This is a genomic window from Bacillus sp. S/N-304-OC-R1, assembly GCF_019749375.1.
GTDB lineage: Bacteria > Bacillota > Bacilli > Bacillales > Cytobacillaceae > Cytobacillus.
In genome coordinates, this window is sequence record NZ_JACWFE010000009.1 from 183,225 (window position 1) to 197,464 (window position 14,240).

Here is a 14,240-nt window from a genome sequence, read left to right on the forward strand (position 1 = left end):
TCCTCCCTATTCGAAATAAGATTTACGAGCTTCCTCAAGCCCCTTATTGCTACTAGCAGCTTCTTCGGCTAGTTTCTTCCCAAAACTGGATTCAGTGCCTGCGCCGCCTGCACCAGGATCTCCCCCTGGAGGGGTAGCGCCTTTTATCCCTGGTGTTTTTGTTCCTGTAACAAACAAAAAGGACTTCGATTCCTGCAGCGTCTTAATCTGCTCATCAAGTCCTTTAGTGACGTTTCCGTCTTCACCTAATTCAATTTTGGTTTTGTCGATAAGGCCAGTTACAAGATCAGCGTCATGTACCTTTCCTGTTAATGCTAGCTTAAGAGCACTAGTTAACTGAGTTTCCTTTAGCTTGGTCTCGTAGTTAGTTTTGTCATCATCGTACTGTTTTTGAAGGTCAGCTAGTTTCTTTTGTAGATCCTCGCTACCTTCTGCTTGCTTCTTCAATTCTTTCAGGTCTTTATCGCGTTGTTCCAGCTGCTTCTTTAAATCTTCCAAGCTAGTAGAAAGATCGGCTTGCTTAGACTTATGAGATTCAACTGTTTTTCCATGTTCAGCCATAATAGAATCAATCTTTTCTTTATCAAGACCTAATCCTTCTAGAAATTCTCTTTTCATTTTTATTCCTCCAATGGTTACGATTGTTTTACGTGGTTACGTCCACCGCCAGCTTTAATAGTTAACGTCCATAAATGCTAAGATGACGATATTTTTTAACCATTTTTCTAATAAAATAGCCAGTAATATTTCCTGCAATGAAACTAGGTATTCCAATAGTTAGAATGTCGATTAACATCGTATTACCTACTTTCTAACGAATTTAGCTGACCATTGCTCATAATTCATTGAATCTACAAGACTATTCATCGACTGCCGTTTCTAAATTAGTAAGAGATACCGATTTTTCACGACTATTTAGGCAATTATCATTAAGCAACAAATCTCTTCTCCCATTCTGGGAACTTTATTTTGCTATCAATGTAATAAACCTTTCCATCACGATCTCTGGCAATGCGCTGGCTGTAGTCATCCTCAAAATAAGGTACCGTTGTTGTTCTGCAGTAAGGATGAAAAGGGTTAGCTGTTATACCAGGTTCAAACTCACTCATTTTGAACACTTGACCATCCATCGATTGGCAAATAGAGCTTGTTTTGCTATCAAGAGTTGCTACGATCTCATAACGTTCGACATTTAACTCACCAAACGTCTCTCTTTGTGCTGAAGCACTAAAAAACGCTGATTCGGTCATGACTAGACGGGCAGCGTGGGATCGGGAAGTATTCAGCTTTTTTGATATTGAGGAAATCACCTTGTCAGGTGCCTGGCCTCTTGCAATAGATTGAGTTAGTTCTGTATGCAATGTGTTGACTAATAGCTGCTTATCACGCCATATTTTATCGCTAAAAGTCAGTCCGTCTACTGTCCATGGCTTGCTAATGATCTTCGTGAGCTTTGTTTCATCAATTGCATGCATAGTAAAACCGATACCGAATGCACTTTGAATCTCGAAAGCAGTGTGAAGGTAAGTGCTTTGATATGTCTCTTTAATCAAACGCTCTACAGCTTCAATTTGACCACCATAAAGCTTTTCAATGTGTTGTTGAAGTTGTATCTGCAAGCTCTCTAAACGGCTAATATGGACACGAGCAGAAGCGTTTTCAAGCTGTTTCATCCACGCTTGGCTAATTGCGTTCTTTTCACCATAGATAATATAATCCTCCACAGTCCATCTGAATTCTTTAAACTCGTCAGATTTAAGCAAGCGTTTTGCTTCTGTAAAAGAGATTTCATTGTTAGCAGCAAAGCGACCATACCATTTTGTTAAATCCTTTTCGATCTCAGCCATTGTTTGGATATAAGCTTTTTCCATATCGATAAGATACGTTTCGCCTTTATGCAGCTCTGAATTTAGTAACAACTCAAAACGTTTTCGCCAGTAGTCACGACTCTTGGCCATCACCACCACCGCCATTTAATTTTTGGAATGATGTTCGATAATTATCATATTCATCCATCTCACTCTTTTTTTGTTCCTCAAGCCGCTTCTCCACTTCCTCGTTATACCAAGGGTGATTTTCACGGATAGTCTTATCATCAAGAATCCCGACTGATTTTTGACAATCAGCGATAACTTCTGATTCAGCAATTATGATGTCCCGGTTAAAAATAATATTGGCTGATTCTTTAGTAAAATCGCCTTGTCCCGTCATTAGGAAATACTCTTTAACAAACCACAATACATGCTCAATAGATGCCTGGAATTCTGATTCTAAGATATTACAGTCCATATCTAAGTCTGAATAACGATAGCGTAAAGCCACACCAGAAGCATTTCCTAAATTTGCATCGGTGGTATCTACACCGCGGCCAAATTCATAAATGGATTTTCTTCCACGATCAAGCTCCTTTTCGGTAGCGTCCGTTTCAGGCGTTGCTTGAAGCTTGTCTAAATCACCATCTTGATCAAGGTTTACAGCTCTATAAATATTCAAATCGTTAAGGAATTCTTTTAAATCAGCACCGCCATAATTGATAAGCTTGTAAATGAACTGCGGTATGTCTGCTAGCAAATCAGCATTTGTTGAAGCCTGGGTATTATAGTTATCTATTAAAGACTTAATTTGATCTATTAACGGTTGCTCTTCCTCGTTGTATTTAAACGGAATAAGAGGAATACGGTTCCATAAGAACGGTTTATCGTTGATAGTAAAGTGATACGTCGATTCAATACCAGCTGGAACATCTGGTACTAATTTATTACCTTCAAGAACAAAATAATTAATGCCATCCGGATGATGGTATTCTACTTTGGTCATAACTTCCTTTTTGCCATTTAGATAGATTGACTCTTTGTACACACGAACAAATGCAGAAAGCTCAGTATGCTCATTATCTTTCCAAAACGGCAAAATTTGCTCGGAAGGAAATTTCTTAAATGAAAGCACTCCCTGTTCATCAAAATAGATATAAAGATAGGCAATTCCTTTATTAATTGCTTCTTTGCCCACATTTTTCAAAGTCTTTAACAATTTACGGTTAAAGACAACTTTCAGTAATTCCCTGTATTGCTTATTTTCAGTACCGATCGTCGGATCCTTTGTGAGCAGATAGCCAACCTTCTGGTCTACTAATTTTTTGGCGTATCCATGCTCAAGCTTAACATTGGATTTCCATTCAGCATCACGCTTCTTATTTTCTCTAATATCAGTTTTATTGCGATAGTAAGCTTCGCCAACTAGCATTATTTTACGAGTTTCACTATCAAGCCATTCCTTTATTTCTTTAACTAGCATGTTGTTTTCCGTAATCACGCCTTCCACCATGTTATTAATGATGTCATTTAAATACTCGTGGTATGGCTTACGGTATAGATCCTCAATAACCACATTTTCACCTCATTTCAGTACAGATACAGAGCCGCCTTTTAGGTCTGATACCTCATAACCATCCAACCCATACCAAATAGCACTAAAGGTATGGGGGTCAATTTTAAATTCATCCGGAATGATATGCCCTTCATTGTCCACTTTGTAAGTTAGGTACTTCAATTCTCTGATGACATCTTTGCAATTAGAAGAGCAAATAATTTTCTTAAAACGCTTTACCTTTTTTGTATTAGCTAAACGGGATCCTTGAAATTTCTTAGCTCCCTTCATCCTAAAACCGCACTGTTTGTAATATTGGATAGCTTTCGGCTCAGCACTATCAGCTAAGATTAGTTCCTTGGATTCCTTAAATTCCTTAAGTTCATCAGCTGTCTTATCATCAGTCATTTTGTTTTTATAGTACTGCCAATAGATATAAAGAATCTTTTTGTCATGATCTACAGCTAGACGAACAACCGCATTAAACGATTCTTCAAAACCAAAGTCCATTCCAACACGCTTGATTGGGTTTCTGATACTCTTAATAGCAGCCATTACTTCTTCATGCGGCCATTCTTCAAATTGAGGAAGAACCTTAACCCCATTCACGCCAAAACGACCTTTCCGGGCTATTCGGTAAAGGTCTGGATCATATTCTTTCATTTCCTCCAATTGGGCAATATAGCTTTCAGGCAAAAATAAATTATCATCTGCTGTTGAATGATGATAATAAGTGTCGTTTATAACTATTGTTCTCTTCTCATAAAGCACCTGGTCATCTAGAATAACTCGATTGATTACCTCATCCTTAAAGAAGTGCTTGAATGACCAGTTATCCTCACCTACAGGGTTTGTAGAGAGTATCATGTGAAGTTTTAACTTAGGATGCCGTAATCGCCCTAGAAGCTCCTTAAACCCAGCGTATTTAACCTCAGAACACTCTTCAATCCAAATGATTGAAACATTGTTTATCGATTTTAACTTAGCTGGCTTATCCATCCCTTTAAATATGATTTTGCTTCCGTTCGGAAAACGTAGCTGCATTGGAGAAGTGACGCATTTAATTTTGTCATCTAAACCTAAATCTATTACCAACTCTTCCAGTAATGAAAAAGTAGAATCTCTATGAGTGTCATAAACTTCACGAACGACTAAGGCTGTGCGCTTTTCTTCCAACAATTTAAGAATGAGTTTTAAACCAACGTGATAGCTTTTACTGGACCCATATCCTCCAACTAGAAATTGAAACTTAGTGGACCAATCAAAAAGGAAATCTTCAAAGTGGGGATTAACTTCTTTTTCAATCAAGAGCCCTCACCTTTGCTTTTTCTCTTAATAACAATCTCAATTGGTTTGTCATCGGATCCGGAAGAAATCTTTTCAACCTCAGCTTTTGTCTTTTCAATATTTAAGCGCATGCCTTCTAGTTTAAGCCTTCGTTCGTCATCAATATGAGCCATCTCATCGAATTGCTTTATAAGGTTCCTTAATTCACTCATGGCCCTTGATTGTGCATTCAAGAATGTAGCATGCCGATCCCAAGCAAATTGAAATTCGTATTCCTCTTCAGCTATTTGTTTTTCAAACCCTCCACCTTGATCTTTAGGCAATTCAAAGTACTCATATTTTGCTTTCTTAAGCTCCTTGATCATTTCGTCTTTACTCTCGACAAACATAATCTGTTGAGCTCGAATAATAGCAGCATACTGAATTTGTATTTGGTCCCAGATTAGGTCAGCTGGCGAATGCTCCTGCATTTGTTCCATGATCTCCAATGTTTCTGCTGGAAGGAACTTAGAAAAGAAGCCATGAGTGACTGCATTTTGATTTCGCTTAGGTGCCCCACCTTCATTGCCCAGAGCATTCTTATTTCCTTTAGGTGCGCCTCTCTTTTTTGTGTGCACACCTTTTGGTTTTGTATGCACACCATCACGAGACCATTGATAACGTGTTTTCCAAGACTTCACTGTATTTAAAGAAACACCGTATTTTTCAGCAATGTCTTTATATTTCATACCTTTTACATAATCTTTTTCAGCTTCAATTCGAGTCTCGGCCATCTACATCACCTACCCACCTCCAGTAATTTGAGTTGTTTTGGACAAAAGAAAAAGCACTTCCGAAGAAATGCTTTTTGGTACAGTTATAAACTTTTTATTGCTTCATCTAAAGCTTCAAATATATCTTGATAATACGTTCTATTATTCTTACAAATTCGTGCACGTTCTACCTGTTTTACAAGTTCGCTTTGTGATTCTTCAATCATATTACGTATTATATCCTTAGCCATTTCTGAATCTGTTTTTGTAAGAGTTAATTCTAGAATTTGTGTTCTTTCTCTCAAATCTTTCTCTTCATCATAAGCTTTTCGCATTTCATAATCGTAGTGCTCAATACTTGCTTGGATCTCCTCAATTAATGATTGAGAAACTACCTTTTTTAACTGTACTACTTCAGTCATTACTACACCCCCTTCCGTCTTCTAAATTCGACAAAAGGAAATGTTTCCCTGCAACTATTTACCTATTAAATTAAATCTAATATTTCAGGTGGGCATTCATTAATAAGTTTTGTCACCGCTACTTCAGCAGCAATGTTTTTATTTTTATCTTGATGGATACTTACTACTCTATCTGGATAATCTTTATAAAATGCTGAGGACCTATATAGTCCGGTTAATGGATCAATTATTGTAGTTACTACTTTAATATCAAATCCGTCACGATTAATAATTTTCTCGACTTTCAAACTATCCACTCCTTCTATAATGTTTTTCGACAAAAGGAGATATTTTCCCGCATTTTATACCAACACGATGAATACCATTTTATAAAATGCAAATAGTAGTACTCCTACAGCAACAAAATTAGCTAAACCTTGTGGGCATTTAATTTTTACTAGAACAAATTTTACAGCTATTCCAATAAATAACGGGATAAAAAGTATAAGTGCAAGCTGTAATACCATGTGATTGATTTGACCTTGAAATGGACTAAAATCTATTGATTCCAATATAACACCCCCAACATATATATCGGATGGAGATTTGGTTTCTTATATTTAAGAAGAGCACCCATTAAAATGAGTGCTATATTTTTAAAATGCCACCGCCTCTTGGATCGACGCAACATCTTTATCCTCCGCCACCACCTGGATCTTTCATTACAATACCTCCTTTAAATTTTTAACTTTAGTTTCTTCTTTAGCGGGATGCTGTAACAGTCATCACATACCCCGTTATTATCTAAATACTCACGTTCATCTGTTATCTCCAAGTTGCAATTCGAGCAAATCAATTTTTCAATAACCTGCTCCATTGCTTCATCTCCTTTTTTCATACATAATTCGGGAGAACTAAGGAATTTCCTGCACTAATTTTACTTATTTCTAATCGCACCTCTAACCCTTTTGTAAGTAGGTCTGTTAATACCCATCAATTCAGCAAGGTCACGACTAGATAACTTTTTATTTGATATATTATCAGAGGATTTATCTTTATTCTTGAGGTTATTCATATGATGTTTTTCTTCAGAAGAAAGATGATCAATAATTTTCATATCATCACCTAATTTCGGGAATAAAAAAACGCCACCGTGAGGTGACGCTCATAAACTACATAGCTGGACGGCCAAGAAGGGAATTTTCCGCGCCGTCCTGCCTCCCATTTTAACTTGCAGATTTTACCTTTGTACATGAATCACCTTTTGGAACATTTGTAACATTTGTATCAGAAAGCTGTTTAACAATACAATCTCTAATCCTCCCGATATGCGAATGAGATAACCCCATATGAATGGCAATCCAACGATAACTTTTTCCCTCTAGCAGCCAATGTAATACTTCTAATTCTCGATCATCCTTAATGCGGTGCATACGATCCTGAATGATTGATATCTTTTTTTCGTATTTATTAATAACCCCAAAACGTTTACTGCGACGAATAGCTTCTCTAAAGACTGGATCACTTGTTGTACCTTGCGCTTTTGGCATTGCTGCTTCTTCACCGTATTGAGCAGTCAACCCTTCCCCTGCATCTTTCATTGAGTCCCTCAAAATCTTAATAGAGTTCATCATCCAATGGTAATCCTTGAGTATAGATTCTATTTGTTTGCTGGCGGCTTCTTTCAATCTTTATCTCTCCTTATATAAAATAAAAAAGGACACCAAGTAACGCTTTGTGCGTCATTAGGTGCCCTCCAGATGGCTGGTAGAACTATTATTCTATTAATATTAATGTTAATATTTCATAAAAATCCTGAGCGTTTTTTAACTCATCTTTCAATTCTTCAAGCCTATCTCCTTGCTCCCCTGCTTGTACATCACCTAAATACTCATTAAGCTTATATTCAGCATTAATAAAATGGTCATATATATTTTTTGCATCTGAATAGCTGCTCTCCTCCCACATAAACTGATCTAATGGATCTTCAAAGGCACTAGCCCATTGGGATTTTTCAACAACATCATCATTTACTTTACTTAATAAATTCTCAGTTTTTAATATGATATTTTGAAACCTTGTTAATGTAAGAGTGAGTTCAATCTGTTCTTTAAGATAGTTGTTTTCTTGTTCCAAAAAATCACTAATTTCTTTTTGATGTGTCAACTTTTCAATTGCCTTTTGAAGGGACTCTTCTAAATGCTTAATATTATCAAGTTTATTAGAAATCTCACTCTTAATACTCTCTACTTCATTTTTGTCTTTGATCGTCGCCTCGGAATATTCTCGTACTTTTTCTAATTTGGAATCAAAAAGTTTATTCATCCACCACGCTGCAAACACCAAGAGAATAGCAACGGCTATCCCGACTACCGCAAATGTTGTTGAAAAAAATGCAATTGTATCAGAGAGAGTATTCTCGGTATTACTCAGCTGTTGTTCAAGTATCCAGTTTTGCATTTGCTCTTTTATCTCATTTAACTGTACCTCATTATTCTTATTCAAAACTCTTCCCCCTCATCAAACTTTACCCTTTTCACTTTGCCTTGATGAGTAACAATCTTAGTTTCTCCATGTTCAGGCAGCTCAGTGAATCTAGCTTTTCCATCACACACCACAATAGCAAAGCTTCCTTTTCTGTTAATTATATCAATTTCTAGTAGATTGGTACTAGGATTTATCTCTATCTTTTGTAGCCGCATTGGATCCCTCCATGTATAATTATATTGGGTTGCCGGGAGAAGTCCTGGCTTTTTTATGAAAGGCGGGAATATATCATAGATAATCAGATTGATACAAATATTATTTATGACTTTAATGAATATCCTGATAAAAATAGTGGGCGTTGTGATAACTGTGACAAAGCGCATTTCCACAGTTCTATTAGTGGCGGAAAGTTAATAAGAGAGTGCAGCAACTGTGGGATGAAGAAGAGTATATAGCTTTTCTCATCCTTTTTTATTAATTGACTCTATATTTGACTTCCTCTAGCTTTGATTATTTCCAACGCTTCTTTTTCAGTAAATCCTACTTCAATTAATGATTTACGTCTGGCATACATGCTCTTGGCATCATTTTTCCAAAACTCAATCATAAAAGGGAGAGTTCTTTTCATATCGTCGATCATCATTTGCAGTTCTATATTTGTTAATTTCCCATTAGGCTTGTCCACTAATAATCACCTTCTATCTTTTGTTTACTTAAACAGCTACACTTTGCATTTTACCTGTCAATTCTAGGAACCACTCTTTATCATTAGTCGCAAGCGCTAAATCGATCATTGTATTGTAATCATCTGGTTGTAATAAAGTTGCTTCATTTTCTGTATCTTGAGCACCAGGTGATGCTTTGGCAAGCTGTGCCTCGACTGCTGCCTGAAATAACCTTTGTATGTCTGCGTTTATTTTTTCTCTTTGAAAACTTAAAAATCTTCGTGCTTCTTCGTTATTCAAAATTAACTCCTCCTACCTTTTGTTTATTAACAAATCCCGTCCTGAATGTGTATCTTGAGAAACTCAGCAAGCCCTAATCCTTCAACAGCATCTGTAGTAGTCCATCCAGTAGACACAGAGCCATTTTTGTATTTTCTAACTACTGCTAACTCTTGAATTTCATTGTTATTAAGTTCATTCAATAACACCCTTAATAATTCATTTACAGTGATCTCACCATTCTTTTTAGCTTTTATATCTTTCAAATCCTCAACGGTGCCAACCAATTCCGAAATATTAATCTTTACTTTCAATTCATTTGGTACTTTAACCATTTCTTCAACTCCCTACCTTCAACGCTTCTATCTTTATTTCATCAATCCAGTTGTTAATAATTTCGATTCTGTTTTCCCAACGGCCACGTTCCTCACATGCGATAGATAAATTAGTTCGTTCCATTGCTCTTCGCCTAACTGTACTGTTGCTATCATCCATATGAAAAAGTCTGTCTGACAATTTACTTACTTTCTTTTCACACAGTTCAACCTTATTTTGGCATTGATTCTTAGCAAGATTTAAGATAAATAACTTCTCGCTCATGTTTACCCCCTAATCAACTGATCTATCATTTTGTTTAGCAAAGTATCTTTTTGATAGTTTCACGCTGTTCATCCGAAATGTTCATGATGTCAACTGAACCTCCATCATTGGAAACACAAAGGAAATATTCACCTTCGTTTTTGTACAAGGTTACACTCTTATTTCCGTCCATTTCAAATTCGATACTTTCATCAAAAGCTATGACCTTCTCTCCATCGTAAAGGTCAATATACCCTTCACTGAATCCTAAGGAAAGAATACAAAAAGTATCTTCATCGCCATATCCGTTAATTACATCACTGGGAACACCTACCTCATTTAGTTCCTTTCGATTTTCCTCGGTGTTAGCCACAAGTGCGTATGCTTCTTCTCCTCCACTTGACTCGATCACTTCAAAGCTATTTAAAACAGCAGCAATTTCTTTTCTATTCATTCTTAACCCTCCATTTTTGATTTTTAATTAACACTTGCTTATTTTGTTATCCAACTGATTTAAATCTATTTTCTTGATATTCCTCAAATCGTTTCATTTCCTCTTTGAAACGCTGTTTTAAAAATTCTTCATGTCTTTTTGTTCTAACATTCCCATATCGCCCTTGCAGGTAAGTTATGTCTACATGGTCAATGCTATCTGGTGGACTGCTCCACCAACTAACAGTTGAACGACCTTTTCCATCTGTAAACCTTGAAGAAATACCGCGATGTTTAGTGCAATAGTCGCTTAGAAACATTTCAAACTTTAAGCGCGCCATGTGAACCCCTCCTTAATTAACGTTTTTACTCTTTTGTTTCTAGTAATAGGTGTACCATCACCCAATAAAAAGGATTTTATTGATAACTTATAGAAATATATTTACTGAATAAGATCTAGGGAGAGATATAAATGACCAACTTATTAGAATCAAATGAAAATCAAGGTATTTTTGTAGATTCACAGTTACATTTATTAAAAGAGAAAATTGTTGATATTACTCGAGAACGTTGGGACTCATTATTTCAAGGTTTATCAAAAAAGGACTATGAACCAATTAATTGGGTTAAATGGTTTGATAATAGCGAAGAACCTGATGAGAGCATTGCTGAAATATTTGAATACCATATTTTTTTACAAGCTAAGAATGAACTTAATTTAAACTTTCAAATGGTTAATGGAAATTATCTACAAGCATTTAAGGCATTAAAAGAGAAACATCCTATTTGGTATAACGGTTTAAGATATGAAACTGAACTTGAAACACTTTGTAAAGTTTACGAGCTTTATATTCAAAAAAATTAATTCAACTTAAACAACTTGTTTCACCAACCCTCTCAACAAGAGGGTTTTTTTATTAAATAAATTAATTCTTTTTTAGTTAATAAAAACCGTCTCTTTTGATACCTGTTCATTACTCGAAATTTTTACAACGGTTTTATCTGATGGTTTCAATACGAAACATAATACAAAATCTATTTCTTTACCTTAGGTATATCCGTTCCACCCAATCTCTTACAATCCGTACCAAATCGAGAAGAACATCTTTTAAAGAGAGAACAGCGTGTGATACACGCCATTCTCTTATCTTCTTCCTGCATCCATTTCGGACGATCATCAGCAATAATTACTGTAATCATTATGCGATAACAACTACTTGACCCTTTTCAATTTCCGGTTTTAATGCAGCCTGTAAATAATCTTTAATATTTTTCATTGCATTGAGTTTCCATGCCCCACCATCAGCTTCGAACAGTGCGCATTCAGGGCCTTTTCTCATTCTGAATATAAACTCGGATTCTGGTTGCTCAACTTCTACAAATGTTCTAAATGGGGCTACAATAACTGGATTAGGAACCAGGACATTACCTACTGTTGCTACACCTGTTTTTGCTATGACCGATTGGCTTACTCCGTCATCACCCACTGTTTGAACAGCTTCCTCTTTTATGTTGCCTACAACCTTTAACATAATGTCTCGATCTTCATTTTTTACAAAAGCTGACTGTAACTTGATATTAAAATCCTCTGAATCATAGAAACGATCAAACGAAAATACTGGAAGCATTGCTTTTGCCTGGATGTACTCATTTCGGTTGTAATTGCCGTTAAAAGAGCTAAAGACTACAACTTCTGTTGGACTCAAAACATGGACCATTCTTTGATCAAATTCATCTTCATCAAATTCTGACTGTAAATACTCAACCAATCCTGAAAGACTTCTAACTTGTAAAGGTGCAGGTGTCGGCTCCTTTATTAAGTGCATTGGTTGAGTGGAATAATCTTGGCCACCAATTTCCTCAACTCTAGTATTTCCTAATCCAACAATGTATTTAATTGCTTCTTTAATCATTTTCCATTCCTCCAGTTAATAGATTATTAGTTTTTAAAATTAACAATTTTAGTACCGCGATCATCCTGTATTTCACCAGTTTCCATGTCAATATAGGTCTGACCTTTAATACCTGACTTAAGCTCAGCACCAGTGATTTTCCCTCTGCTATCCATATCCATAATGAATTTAGCTTCGATTTGTTTAGCTGGAGCAAGAACGCTTTTTGCAACAACTGTTGAAAGTATGACATCTCTCTTATCATCTGCTGAGAGCGTAATTGTTAATGTTAGTTTTCTTTTTTTGGTTGCATCAGTGTTAGGATCCGCAATATTTTCAAAGATTTTCTGTAATTCCACATTTGCTCTTTCAGCTAAAGCTCCATCAGCGAATGTGTTAAAATCAATTATTTTCGGCAATTTAATAACCTCCTACAAGTTCAGTAATAGTTACTTCGATTCGTGGAGTCTCGCTGTACCACTTGCTAATATGTAAATCCACGACCTGGCTGTCATCCTTCCAAACGACCGATTTAAGAGCATCTTTTATACCTTTAACGTAGTTATCAACGTCTGGTTTTGTTAATGGTCTTAACTCCCCCCTCTCGGCAGCTGCAGTTTTCTTTTTACTAAAGCTTTTTAAAGAGGGCTTGAATATTTTCACCTTCATAACTACCGGCCCTGTAATAAGTTGTACTGGACGGTGTTGAGAAGCAACCAACTTCACATATTTCTTAAAATCCTTTGATTTAGCCGGATCATACATTCTGACTCGACCATTTATTGTTGATGCTCGTGGTCTACCTTGCGCGACTGGCTCACCGTATACCGTAAAATGAATCATACATACCTATCCTCCTTAACAATTCCTCTTGAGCAGCCAACCTGTTGTCTAAATCTGGATATGTATAGCATTTGGCCTAAATTAGCAATCTTCAAATCCATTCCAAAACCTCTAATCTATCAAGAAGACTTATATTTCTTTGCATAGCAGCCCATACATGGACCCTCTACCACATAGCCATTCGGCTCACCGCAGTCCTTGCAAAGTTTTGAATAGGTTTTCCAGGTATTTATACAATCGGGGCATTCCATAGCAACAAGCGTTTTTTCCTTTCGTCGGACAACTCCGGCAGTTAAACATTTTGGACAACGTGTAACAGGTTTGACATTGGATATGGTCATCATTTCAACTCCCTGCTTTCAATTTTTTAAGAGTTTCTACAAGTTCTGCCTTCTTGCGGCTTATATCATCCACTGTTTGCTTTGGTTTTTCTTGCTGGGCATAATCTTCATCAAACCAATCAGGTAGTTTTTCTGTGCGAATAACACCTTTCCTTGGGTAAGGTTTGACTTTTTGGCTATTAAACTTTTCCTGTTCATAAGCTTTTACTCTATCAAGGGTAGTAAGATTGTTATTTGCCCATTCTTTTAAGAGGAACTCAACAAAGCCGAAATAACGCTTATTTTTGTTATCCGCAATTGTAATAGCCTCATTCACTATTTCCGTTTTCCCTTCAAAATCATCCACCCATTGAAATAAAGAGTGCGACTGATTGGTAGACAAACGACAAAGTAATTTTTCAAACAACTGAATGGGATTTTCTGCTGCGGTGGTAGTAGTATCTTTTAATTCTTTAATTCTTAAATTCTTTAATTCTTGTTCTTGTTCGGAGTTAGTTCGGACTTCGTTCGGAGTTAGTTCGGCATTAGTTCGGACTTCCTCACTTTTGGTGTTCGGAGTTTCTTGACCCTCACCATCTAAATCTTGATATTTAGCATAATTAAGGATGGTGAACAGTGTTCCTACTTCCGTTTCTTGAACGTTCACCCTTTCGGACTCAATCAGTTTGTTAACGCAACTCTTAATTGTGCTTAATGAGTATTTTTTATATCCTCTTCCTTCTTTATAAGACAGGTCATCAGCTAATTTTCGATAGGATCGGATGTACTGTCCGCGGTTTAATTCAATGCCTTTTGTCTTAACTCCATCCTTATGGCTTGCTTGTGAAATTAGATAAAGGAAGAGCCTAAAAGTGGAAACGTCATGCCATAAATCCGTTTCAAACAACTCTCGATGTAATTTAAACCATCCTTGCAC

26 protein-coding genes are annotated in these 14,240 nt (G+C 36.4%); 2 read left to right on the forward strand and 24 right to left on the reverse strand.

The window, feature by feature from the left end:
* Positions 1 to 6: 6 nt before the first annotated feature.
* The 13 genes from H0173_RS09535 to H0173_RS09595 all read right to left on the reverse strand — a co-directional run bounded on the left by H0173_RS09535 (position 7) and on the right by H0173_RS09595 (position 8,508).
* Complete coding sequence (locus H0173_RS09535) at positions 7 to 618, reverse strand: phage scaffolding protein (RefSeq protein WP_221846116.1); 612 nt, start codon at positions 616 to 618, stop codon at positions 7 to 9.
* 311 nt (positions 619 to 929) lie between these two features.
* Complete coding sequence (locus H0173_RS09540; RefSeq protein ID WP_221846117.1) at positions 930 to 1,958, reverse strand: minor capsid protein; 1,029 nt, start codon at positions 1,956 to 1,958, stop codon at positions 930 to 932.
* Entirely contained in the window at positions 1,942 to 3,387 is a 1,446-nt protein-coding gene (locus H0173_RS09545; RefSeq protein WP_221846118.1) for a phage portal protein, read from the reverse strand. The genes H0173_RS09540 and H0173_RS09545 overlap by 17 nt, the downstream gene beginning before the upstream one ends.
* 9 nt (positions 3,388 to 3,396) lie before the next feature.
* Positions 3,397 to 4,671: a PBSX family phage terminase large subunit gene (locus H0173_RS09550; protein ID WP_221846226.1), complete on the reverse strand. Its 1,275-nt coding sequence runs from the start codon at positions 4,669 to 4,671 to the stop codon at positions 3,397 to 3,399.
* On the reverse strand, positions 4,671 to 5,426 hold the full coding sequence (gene terS / locus H0173_RS09555; protein ID WP_221846119.1) for a phage terminase small subunit: 756 nt from the start codon (positions 5,424 to 5,426) through the stop codon (positions 4,671 to 4,673). Before terS ends, H0173_RS09550 begins: the two co-directional genes overlap by 1 nt.
* An 83-nt stretch (positions 5,427 to 5,509) precedes the next feature.
* A complete protein-coding gene (locus H0173_RS09560; RefSeq protein WP_221846120.1) occupies positions 5,510 to 5,827 on the reverse strand; it encodes a hypothetical protein in 318 nt (105 codons plus the stop codon).
* A 65-nt stretch (positions 5,828 to 5,892) separates the two neighbouring features.
* Positions 5,893 to 6,114 carry a hypothetical protein gene (locus tag H0173_RS09565; RefSeq protein WP_221846121.1) on the reverse strand — a complete coding sequence of 74 codons (222 nt, stop codon included), beginning with the start codon at positions 6,112 to 6,114 and terminating at the stop codon, positions 5,893 to 5,895.
* Positions 6,115 to 6,168: 54 nt separating this feature from the next.
* Entirely contained in the window at positions 6,169 to 6,378 is a 210-nt protein-coding gene (locus tag H0173_RS09570) for a hypothetical protein (RefSeq protein WP_221846122.1), read from the reverse strand.
* A gap of 164 nt (positions 6,379 to 6,542) precedes the next feature.
* The gene (locus tag H0173_RS09575; protein ID WP_221846123.1) at positions 6,543 to 6,683 is read right to left on the reverse strand and encodes a hypothetical protein; all 141 of its coding nucleotides are present in this window, start codon (positions 6,681 to 6,683) and stop codon (positions 6,543 to 6,545) included.
* A 60-nt stretch (positions 6,684 to 6,743) separates the two neighbouring features.
* Positions 6,744 to 6,923 carry a hypothetical protein gene (locus H0173_RS09580; protein ID WP_221846238.1) on the reverse strand — a complete coding sequence of 60 codons (180 nt, stop codon included), beginning with the start codon at positions 6,921 to 6,923 and terminating at the stop codon, positions 6,744 to 6,746.
* A gap of 109 nt (positions 6,924 to 7,032) precedes the next feature.
* Complete coding sequence (locus tag H0173_RS09585; protein WP_396021203.1) at positions 7,033 to 7,407, reverse strand: helix-turn-helix transcriptional regulator; 375 nt, start codon at positions 7,405 to 7,407, stop codon at positions 7,033 to 7,035.
* A 175-nt stretch (positions 7,408 to 7,582) separates the two neighbouring features.
* Positions 7,583 to 8,311: a hypothetical protein gene (locus H0173_RS09590; RefSeq protein ID WP_221846124.1), complete on the reverse strand. Its 729-nt coding sequence runs from the start codon at positions 8,309 to 8,311 to the stop codon at positions 7,583 to 7,585.
* Positions 8,308 to 8,508: an XtrA/YqaO family protein gene (locus tag H0173_RS09595; protein WP_221846125.1), complete on the reverse strand. Its 201-nt coding sequence runs from the start codon at positions 8,506 to 8,508 to the stop codon at positions 8,308 to 8,310. The genes H0173_RS09590 and H0173_RS09595 overlap by 4 nt, the downstream gene beginning before the upstream one ends.
* A 72-nt stretch (positions 8,509 to 8,580) precedes the next feature.
* Between H0173_RS09595 and H0173_RS22245 the strand changes: the two genes are divergently transcribed.
* Positions 8,581 to 8,748 (forward strand): DUF8096 family protein, encoded by a 168-nt coding sequence (locus H0173_RS22245; RefSeq protein ID WP_313770625.1) that lies wholly within the window; start codon positions 8,581 to 8,583, stop codon positions 8,746 to 8,748.
* Between the two features lie 29 nt (positions 8,749 to 8,777).
* Here H0173_RS22245 and H0173_RS09600 read toward each other — a convergent pair whose 3' ends face one another.
* Genes H0173_RS09600 through H0173_RS09625 form a run of 6 tightly spaced genes read right to left on the reverse strand, consistent with a single transcriptional unit; the run spans position 8,778 to position 10,589 of the window.
* Positions 8,778 to 8,978: a hypothetical protein gene (locus tag H0173_RS09600; RefSeq protein WP_221846126.1), complete on the reverse strand. Its 201-nt coding sequence runs from the start codon at positions 8,976 to 8,978 to the stop codon at positions 8,778 to 8,780.
* Positions 8,979 to 9,006: 28 nt separating this feature from the next.
* Positions 9,007 to 9,258, reverse strand: coding sequence for an IDEAL domain-containing protein (locus H0173_RS09605; RefSeq protein WP_221846127.1), 252 nt, complete (start codon positions 9,256 to 9,258; stop codon positions 9,007 to 9,009).
* Between the two features lie 26 nt (positions 9,259 to 9,284).
* Entirely contained in the window at positions 9,285 to 9,572 is a 288-nt protein-coding gene (locus H0173_RS09610) for a hypothetical protein (RefSeq protein ID WP_221846128.1), read from the reverse strand.
* Positions 9,573 to 9,576: 4 nt separating this feature from the next.
* Entirely contained in the window at positions 9,577 to 9,837 is a 261-nt protein-coding gene (locus H0173_RS09615) for a hypothetical protein (RefSeq protein ID WP_221846129.1), read from the reverse strand.
* 34 nt (positions 9,838 to 9,871) lie between these two features.
* Positions 9,872 to 10,270, reverse strand: coding sequence for a hypothetical protein (locus H0173_RS09620; protein ID WP_221846130.1), 399 nt, complete (start codon positions 10,268 to 10,270; stop codon positions 9,872 to 9,874).
* 46 nt (positions 10,271 to 10,316) lie between these two features.
* On the reverse strand, positions 10,317 to 10,589 hold the full coding sequence (locus H0173_RS09625) for a hypothetical protein (protein WP_221846131.1): 273 nt from the start codon (positions 10,587 to 10,589) through the stop codon (positions 10,317 to 10,319).
* A 131-nt stretch (positions 10,590 to 10,720) separates the two neighbouring features.
* Here H0173_RS09625 and H0173_RS09630 point away from each other — a divergent pair, with 131 nt between their 5' ends.
* Complete coding sequence (locus tag H0173_RS09630) at positions 10,721 to 11,113, forward strand: hypothetical protein (protein WP_221846132.1); 393 nt, start codon at positions 10,721 to 10,723, stop codon at positions 11,111 to 11,113.
* 170 nt (positions 11,114 to 11,283) lie between these two features.
* On the opposite strand, the gene H0173_RS09635 is transcribed toward H0173_RS09630, so the two are convergent.
* The 5 genes from H0173_RS09635 to H0173_RS22535 form a co-directional block, all read right to left on the reverse strand.
* Positions 11,284 to 11,448 (reverse strand): hypothetical protein, encoded by a 165-nt coding sequence (locus H0173_RS09635; protein WP_221846133.1) that lies wholly within the window; start codon positions 11,446 to 11,448, stop codon positions 11,284 to 11,286.
* Positions 11,448 to 12,161, reverse strand: coding sequence for a hypothetical protein (locus H0173_RS09640; RefSeq protein ID WP_221846134.1), 714 nt, complete (start codon positions 12,159 to 12,161; stop codon positions 11,448 to 11,450). The genes H0173_RS09635 and H0173_RS09640 overlap by 1 nt, the downstream gene beginning before the upstream one ends.
* Positions 12,162 to 12,187: 26 nt before the next feature.
* Positions 12,188 to 12,559 (reverse strand): replication terminator protein, encoded by a 372-nt coding sequence (locus H0173_RS09645; RefSeq protein ID WP_260631115.1) that lies wholly within the window; start codon positions 12,557 to 12,559, stop codon positions 12,188 to 12,190.
* 1 nt (position 12,560) lies between these two features.
* Complete coding sequence (locus H0173_RS09650; protein WP_221846135.1) at positions 12,561 to 12,983, reverse strand: RusA family crossover junction endodeoxyribonuclease; 423 nt, start codon at positions 12,981 to 12,983, stop codon at positions 12,561 to 12,563.
* Between the two features lie 345 nt (positions 12,984 to 13,328).
* On the reverse strand, positions 13,329 to 14,240 hold the full coding sequence (locus tag H0173_RS22535) for a DnaD domain-containing protein (RefSeq protein ID WP_221846136.1): 912 nt from the start codon (positions 14,238 to 14,240) through the stop codon (positions 13,329 to 13,331).

What these genes read in the sequence shown, in the direction of transcription:
- H0173_RS09535 (WP_221846116.1), bottom strand. Translation starts at nt 618, where the DNA reads ATGAAAAGAGAATTTCTAGAAGGATTAGGTCTTGATAAAGAAAAGATT.
- H0173_RS09540 (WP_221846117.1), bottom strand. Translation starts at nt 1,958, where the DNA reads ATGGCCAAGAGTCGTGACTACTGGCGAAAACGTTTTGAGTTGTTACTA.
- terS (WP_221846119.1), bottom strand. Translation starts at nt 5,426, where the DNA reads ATGGCCGAGACTCGAATTGAAGCTGAAAAAGATTATGTAAAAGGTATG.
- H0173_RS09560 (WP_221846120.1), bottom strand. Translation starts at nt 5,827, where the DNA reads ATGACTGAAGTAGTACAGTTAAAAAAGGTAGTTTCTCAATCATTAATT.
- H0173_RS09575 (WP_221846123.1), bottom strand. Translation starts at nt 6,683, where the DNA reads ATGGAGCAGGTTATTGAAAAATTGATTTGCTCGAATTGCAACTTGGAG.
- H0173_RS09580 (WP_221846238.1), bottom strand. Translation starts at nt 6,923, where the DNA reads ATGAAAATTATTGATCATCTTTCTTCTGAAGAAAAACATCATATGAAT.
- H0173_RS09585 (WP_396021203.1), bottom strand. Translation starts at nt 7,407, where the DNA reads ATGAAAGATGCAGGGGAAGGGTTGACTGCTCAATACGGTGAAGAAGCA.
- H0173_RS09595 (WP_221846125.1), bottom strand. Translation starts at nt 8,508, where the DNA reads ATGCGGCTACAAAAGATAGAGATAAATCCTAGTACCAATCTACTAGAA.
- H0173_RS09610 (WP_221846128.1), bottom strand. Translation starts at nt 9,572, where the DNA reads ATGGTTAAAGTACCAAATGAATTGAAAGTAAAGATTAATATTTCGGAA.
- H0173_RS09615 (WP_221846129.1), bottom strand. Translation starts at nt 9,837, where the DNA reads ATGAGCGAGAAGTTATTTATCTTAAATCTTGCTAAGAATCAATGCCAA.
- H0173_RS09620 (WP_221846130.1), bottom strand. Translation starts at nt 10,270, where the DNA reads ATGAATAGAAAAGAAATTGCTGCTGTTTTAAATAGCTTTGAAGTGATC.
- H0173_RS09625 (WP_221846131.1), bottom strand. Translation starts at nt 10,589, where the DNA reads ATGGCGCGCTTAAAGTTTGAAATGTTTCTAAGCGACTATTGCACTAAA.
- H0173_RS09630 (WP_221846132.1), top strand. Translation starts at nt 10,721, where the DNA reads ATGACCAACTTATTAGAATCAAATGAAAATCAAGGTATTTTTGTAGAT.
- H0173_RS09635 (WP_221846133.1), bottom strand. Translation starts at nt 11,448, where the DNA reads ATGATTACAGTAATTATTGCTGATGATCGTCCGAAATGGATGCAGGAA.
- H0173_RS09640 (WP_221846134.1), bottom strand. Translation starts at nt 12,161, where the DNA reads ATGATTAAAGAAGCAATTAAATACATTGTTGGATTAGGAAATACTAGA.
- H0173_RS09650 (WP_221846135.1), bottom strand. Translation starts at nt 12,983, where the DNA reads ATGATTCATTTTACGGTATACGGTGAGCCAGTCGCGCAAGGTAGACCA.